At 59.8% G+C, this 6176-nt stretch carries 4 protein-coding genes and 1 rRNA gene; 1 reads left to right on the top strand and 4 read right to left on the bottom strand.

Annotated elements, in window-relative coordinates; genetic code table 11:
- Positions 1 to 4 precede the first annotated feature (4 nt).
- Positions 5 to 1348, bottom strand: a complete 1344-nt coding sequence (gene pmbA, locus ACB039_RS05645) for a metalloprotease PmbA (RefSeq protein WP_371165275.1) — start codon at positions 1346 to 1348, stop codon at positions 5 to 7.
- 111 nt (positions 1349 to 1459) lie between these two features.
- Between pmbA and yjgA the strand changes: the two genes are divergently transcribed.
- The gene (gene yjgA, locus ACB039_RS05650; protein WP_025328542.1) at positions 1460 to 1984 is read left to right on the top strand and encodes a ribosome biogenesis factor YjgA; all 525 of its coding nucleotides are present in this window, start codon (positions 1460 to 1462) and stop codon (positions 1982 to 1984) included.
- A gap of 79 nt (positions 1985 to 2063) precedes the next feature.
- On the opposite strand, the gene ACB039_RS05655 is transcribed toward yjgA, so the two are convergent.
- The 3 genes from ACB039_RS05655 to rrf all read right to left on the bottom strand — a co-directional run.
- Positions 2064 to 5147, bottom strand: coding sequence for a transglycosylase domain-containing protein (locus ACB039_RS05655; RefSeq protein WP_041204875.1), 3084 nt, complete (start codon positions 5145 to 5147; stop codon positions 2064 to 2066).
- A 214-nt stretch (positions 5148 to 5361) separates the two neighbouring features.
- Positions 5362 to 5679 (bottom strand): PTS system regulator TmaR, encoded by a 318-nt coding sequence (gene tmaR, locus ACB039_RS05660; protein ID WP_025328544.1) that lies wholly within the window; start codon positions 5677 to 5679, stop codon positions 5362 to 5364.
- Positions 5680 to 6065: 386 nt separating this feature from the next.
- Positions 6066 to 6176 (bottom strand): 5S ribosomal RNA (gene rrf / locus ACB039_RS05665); the annotation flags it as partial.

Here is a 6176-nt window from a genome sequence, read left to right on the forward strand (position 1 = left end):
CGATTCAGTGCCCCGCCAGCTTCATCTGCTCGACCAGCACAGAGCCCGTCTTGAGGCTGGAGCGCTCGTCCTCGTCGTTCCCCACCGCCACCAGGGTGCTGAACATGTCGGCCAGGTTGCCGGCTATGGTGATCTCCTCAACCGGATAGAGGATCTCGCCATTCTCCACCCAGAAACCGGCGGCGCCGCGGGAGTAGTCACCATTGACGATATTGACCCCCTGCCCCATCAGCTCGGTCACTAGCAGGCCTGTGCCCATCTCCTTGAGCATGCCCTGGAAGTCCTGGCCGGTATTGGAGACCTGCCAGTTATGGATGCCACCGGCGTGGCCTGTGGTGGTCAGCCCCAGCTTGCGCGCCGAGTAGGAGGTAAGCAGCCAGCTCATCAGCTCGCCATTGCGCACTATGTCCATGTCGCGGGTGCGTACCCCTTCACCGTCGAACGGGGTACTGGCGAGCCCCCCCAGCAGGTGGGGGAACTCCTGAATGCTGAGCCACTCGGGCAGGATCTGTTTGCCCAGCTTGTCCAACAGGAAGCTCGACTTGCGATAGAGGTTGCCGCCGCTGATGGCCATCACAAGATGACCCCACAGGCCGGCGGCAGTGTCGGGGTGAAACAGCACGGGGGCGTGGCGGGTGCTGATCTTGCGGGCCCCCAGACGGGAGACGGTGCGCTCCACCGCCTCGTCGGCGATGCGCTGCGGGGTCCAAAGACCGGAGAGGGCGCGACTGGAGGAGTAGCCATAGTCCCGCTGCATGTCGCCATCCTGCTCGCCAATCAGCACGCAGCTCAGAGAGTTGCGCGACGCCGCATAGCCTTTGACGAAGCCATGGCTGTTGCCATAGACCTTGACCCCCAGATGGCTTGAAAAGCTGGCGCCATCGGAGTGCTTGATGCGGGCATCACGCCCCAGGGCAAGCCGCTCGCACTCGATGGCCAGCCCGATGCCACGCTGGGGATCCAGTTCGATGGAGTGACAGAGTTGCAGATCCGGGGCATCCCAAGCCAGCAGTTCGGCATCCGCCAGACCGGCATACTCATCGGGGGAGGTGTGGCGGGCAATCTCCATGGCCGCTTCGACGGCGGCACGAATGGCAGGCTTGCCGAGATCCGTGGTCGAGGAGGATCCCTTGCAGCCATTGCGATAGACGGCGATGCCGAGCGCTCCATCCTTGTTGAACTCGATGCTTTCCAGCTCACAGCCCCGGGTATTCACCGACAGCCCTGTCTGTTTGCTGATGGAAACTTCCGCAAGCCCGGCGCCCAGCCCCTTGGCTATCTCCAGGGCCTCGGCGACCACCGCCTCGAGATGGGCTTGATCCTGGCGAATTTGATCTTGCTTGTCCATAACTCACATCTGTATGAAGGAAGGAAAGGGGCTAAGCATATCAGACCCCTGCGCCCAGCGGGAGAAGCTGGTAACATATCCCCCAACGCGAATGACAGGAATCAGAGACCGATGAGTCAGTATCAAGACGACAACGAATTGGACGATTGGGGTCCCAGCAAGAGCCAGCTCAAGCGCGACGCCGAGGCACTACAGAAACTGGGGGCCGAGATCGTCTCCCTGAGCCACAGCGAGCTGGAACGGATCCCGCTGGATGAAGAGTTGGCCGAAGCCGTCGAGCTGGGCCGCAAGCTCAAGCCCAAGAAGGACGAGTCCTTCCGCCGCCACCTGCAGTTCATCGGCCGCCTGATGCGCAGCCGGGATATAGAGCAGATCGAGGAAGCCCTCTCCATCATCAAGATGCGTCACTCCACCGTGAATGCCCGCCTGCACCGGCTGGAGCAGTGGCGTGAACGCCTGATCACCGAGGGAGACAGCGCCCTCAACGAACTGATGTCCCAGTTCCACGAACTGGATCGCCAGAAGCTGCGCCAGCTGATCCGCACTGCCAACAAGGAGCGGGAGCTGAACAAGCCGCCGGTGGCCTATCGCGAGATGTACCAATACCTGCGCGGCGAGATCGAAGATCTGCTGTGAGTCACAATGTCGGCGCGGGACACCTGCCGCCGACAGAAACAAAAACGGGGCCAAACTGGCCCCGTTTTTTTATGCACCGTCAGCTGCCCGGCAAACACTGAGTGTGCGTGCCCGGTTGCAGATAGGGTACCAGCAAGGGCGCCATCCCCTTGAGGACCTGCACCGGCAGTGCCGAGGTGAAGCGGAACTTGTCGGACTGGCTGCCGGGCACATAGGCCGTCAGGGTACCGAAGTGATCATCCCCTATGTAGAAGACAAAGGTCGCGGTCCGGTTACGCGCCAGTGAGCTGGTGACATTGCCGTAGCGGCCGACCGTCTCGATCCGGTTGTCCCCCGTCCCCGTCTTGCCCCCCAACGACAGCACGGTGCCATCCTGCAAGGCAAAGGCACCGGCGATGCGCCGCGCTGTTCCCCCCTCAACCACCTTGGACAAGGCATTGCGCAGGGCGTTGGCCACCTCGGCAGGCATCACCCGAACACCCTGGGTGTTGGCCGGCTCGAACACCGTGGCGAAGGGCGTGTCCTTGGCGAAGGAGAGATGTTCGATCCGCAGGGTCGGTGCCCGCATGCCGCCGTTCTGGATGATCCCCATCAATTCCGCCAAAGCGGCGGGTCTGTCGCCCGAGCTGCCGAGAGCCGTCGCCAGGGAGGGAACCAGGTGATCAAACGGATAACCCAGACGTGCCCAACGCTGATGGATGTCGAGGAAGGCCTCGACCTCCAGCATGGTGCGGATCCGGCTATCCCGGGCGCTGCGATGGCGGGTCTTGAACAGCCAGCTGTAGACCTCCTGACGCTCATCCCGGCTGGCCGCAACCGCATCGGCGAAGGTGGCCTTGTCAAACTCCCTGAGATAGGAGAGCAACCACAACTCCAGCGGGTGGACGCGGGCGATATAGCCTTGATCCGGCAGTGAATACTTACCAGGACCATAGCTGGTGTAGAGCTGCTCGACTCGCTTGTCGCTCAGCTTGTCCCGTGGCAGGCGCTTCGCCAGGAAGGCTGCAAAATCGGCCTGTGACGCTTCCGGCATCAGGTAGCGATGCACGGCCGCGAGGCGCACCGCGCTGGGCTTGAGGCCATCGAGGAAGGTATCGAGCTGCTCATCCGTGGTCTTGCCACGATATTTACGCCAGAAGCGCAGCAGATAGGTCTGCCCCTCCTTGTCGGCAAACTTGGCCAGATACTCGGTACGACGGGGATCCTTGTCATCCTTGAGCAGCTGGGCACGGTTGCCTTCCTTGTAGAGGCTGTAGCGCACTATGTCCCGCATCAGCCGTACGAAGGGCAGGTTGATGGATTCACGCAAGGCGTCGCGGATAGGTGGAATGCGGCCATTGTCTTCCTTGCGGAAGTTGTTGAAGGTGTGCATGCCACCACCGGTGAAGAAGCCCTCGTAGGGGCTGGCGGAGTATTTGCGATCCAGCGCAGCCTCCAGCATCACGGGCAGGCTCTTGTCCTTGGCACTCATCAGGTAGGCGATGGCCCAACGGCTGATGTTGTCCTGATCGGAGACCTCTATCTTGCGCAGGCTCTCGGCCGGCATGTTCCCGTAGCTGTCATGCAGCTCGGTCACTATCTCCAGATAGGTGGTCAGCACCCGCAGCTTGGCGGTTGAGCCCAGCTCCAGCTTGCTGCCCTCATTGATGTCGAACGGCTGATCCGTGTTGTCGGTCTGCACCCGCACCTTGACCCCTTCCGGCGTCTTCTCGAACAGGGTGAAGCTGTATTTCACGTCCCCCGTCTTCTCCGGCGAGAGCAGGCGCTCACCAAACAGCCCGACCTGGGCGGCGAATGTTGGGTCTGCCAACTGCTGCAGATAACGGGAGACGTCATTTTGCAGCGGCATGTTGAGAGTCGTATCCGCCGTCAGATCCATGCGGTCCAGATCATAGAGCTGAACCCCGAGCTGGCGACTGAGGCGGGTGCGCGCCACCTGCAACCCCTTGTTGTTATTGACACGGGTGATCGCCGGTGCCTGCAGGAAGTCGCGGAACGCAAGCTTGGCCTTGAGTGCCGACTCCATCAGGGGCGGCGTGATCATGCCCTCCTGCACGAACAGGCGCAGGTAGCTGTCTGTCAGGGTCGACAGCGCCTCCCGCCCCTGGGCCAGATAATAGGAGGGGCGACGGTGGGCAATCATCAGGGAGACCACCTGGCGCAGCGCCAGCCCCTGCTCGGCCAGAGTGGCGTCCTGATTACGCGCGGGATCCAGCAGGCGATTCACCTCGTCCACATCGGCACCGAACCAGACCCAGAGACCATCTCCCAGGCCGTGCACCTCCCCATAACCCGGGGCGGCGGAGAGCGGCACCGAGTTGAGGTAAGCCCAGGCCACCAGTTTGCGTGCTTCCAGGGTTTTTGGCCCCAATCGATAGGCCCGCACACTGGCCGAGGCCATCTGGCGGATCTTCTCGGTGGGGGACAGGGTCAGACCATCAGGGGAGTGCCGATACTTCTCCACCTGGGTCGCCAGCGTACTGCCACCGGCGGATTGGTCCTGCATGTCCAGCGCCTTGCCCACCTGGGACAGCGCCGCCTTGGCAAAACGGGGCCAGTCTACCGCCGGGTTGGCGAGCGGCTGCTCGTTGCTCAACAGCTCCCTGTTCTCGATAAACAGCAGGGACTGGATGACCAAGGGGGGAATAGAGTTGAAATCAGGGTAGTAATGGGTCGGGTACTTGTATTGATAGAAAGGCTCTGCACGGCAGTCGTGCAGCGTCAGCCCCGCCTGCACCTTCTCGGTATAGGGGACGAAGAAACCATGGCTGGCGTAGTTGTAAAGTGCATCGGAAAAACGCACCTGCTCGCTCACCTGATAACCACGCTGGATGAGGCGCTCCTGGATCATGGGCATCAGCACATAACCGAGTCGCTTGTCGAAGGGGCCATCATCCGGGAAGGTGATTTGCTTGCTGGGACCCGGTTCCAGCTCATAAGTCAGCTTGGCGGCATAACGGGAGATCTCCTGCGACTGCAATCGGGAGGTCTTCATTTCATAACCAACCAGGGCGATCACGGCAGCCAGGCAAAGCAAAAAGATGAAACAGAACAACCAGCGCCACCAGGGGCGACGCTTGCGCTGATATTGCCCGTCCGCATGCGGTACGGATGAATCCTGAGATGCCACTTTGTTCGAATCCGTCTGTTTTGATGCGCCCATATCAGCCCCACCATGGTTGCGCAATTTATTGTCTTTCAATCAAGCTTAGTCGTTTCAAGTCAAGGGCTTGAAAACTATTGACCGCTTTGCAGCGATGTTAACAGGGCGATTGTAAAAATGGGAGCCGATTGTTGCAGTGCGGTGAGAGATCCGAGCTGCCGAGTGGAAATGAAACACCGGCTGTAAGCCGGTGTTTGGGAATGGCGGTGTGAGCTTATTTGCTGGTACTCATGCCCTTCAGCTTGGTGCTCAGCTCCTTGCGCTCCTTGGAAAGCTCGGCATTTTTGATAATGTGATCATCAACACGCTCTTCGTAATCGGTGCGCATGTTGGCGATGATGGCCTGCACTTCGTCGATGCTCATGCCTGGCTTGATATAGTCGCTCAGGTTGTCGAGCAGCAACACCCGCTTCTGGTTGTCACGGATCTTCTTCTCGTTGTCCGCGATTTCACGCTTGAGCTTGTTCTGACGACGAGACATACGCACATATTCCAACACATCGCTGAAAGTAGACTTGTTTACTTGTTCCATATCGGTACCACTGACTGAAGGTGAATGAAAACAGGTCTGGGTACTCTCATACCAGATAAAGAAGCAAAGGCATGGTATGGGTAAACCCGGAATGCCCCTTACTCTACCGAGTTATGATGCAGATACAACCCCAATTGCAGGCACAGCGCCGGGTTTCAGCAGGATAGCGCCGCGTGAGGAATCAAATGGAAAACCGATGAGAGTGCAGATTCAGGAGGGGGCTGTATACAAGGCCTCCGCACCGGAGATAGTGAGATCCAACTGGTGATTCGGCTGATGAACGTAAAGGGGGAGCAGACAAGATCTCGGCACGCAGCGTGCAGAATTTTGGAAAGCGCTGTGCAATAAAAAACCCCGCTCATTGAGCGGGGTTTCTTGTATTGGGTGCCTGGCAGTGTCCTACTCTCGCATGGCGAATGCCACACTACCATCGGCGCTACCGCGTTTCACTTCTGAGTTCGGCATGGGATCAGGTGGTTCCACGGCGCTATGGCCGC

The sequence above is a fragment of the Aeromonas sp. S2(2024) genome, assembly GCF_041402505.1.
Lineage (GTDB): Bacteria > Pseudomonadota > Gammaproteobacteria > Enterobacterales > Aeromonadaceae > Aeromonas > Aeromonas media.

Coding starts and splice junctions, on each gene's coding strand:
- pmbA (WP_371165275.1), bottom strand. CDS start 1,348: ATGGACAAGCAAGATCAAATTCGCCAGGATCAAGCCCATCTCGAGGCG.
- yjgA (WP_025328542.1), top strand. CDS start 1,460: ATGAGTCAGTATCAAGACGACAACGAATTGGACGATTGGGGTCCCAGC.
- ACB039_RS05655 (WP_041204875.1), bottom strand. CDS start 5,147: ATGGGCGCATCAAAACAGACGGATTCGAACAAAGTGGCATCTCAGGAT.
- tmaR (WP_025328544.1), bottom strand. CDS start 5,679: ATGGAACAAGTAAACAAGTCTACTTTCAGCGATGTGTTGGAATATGTG.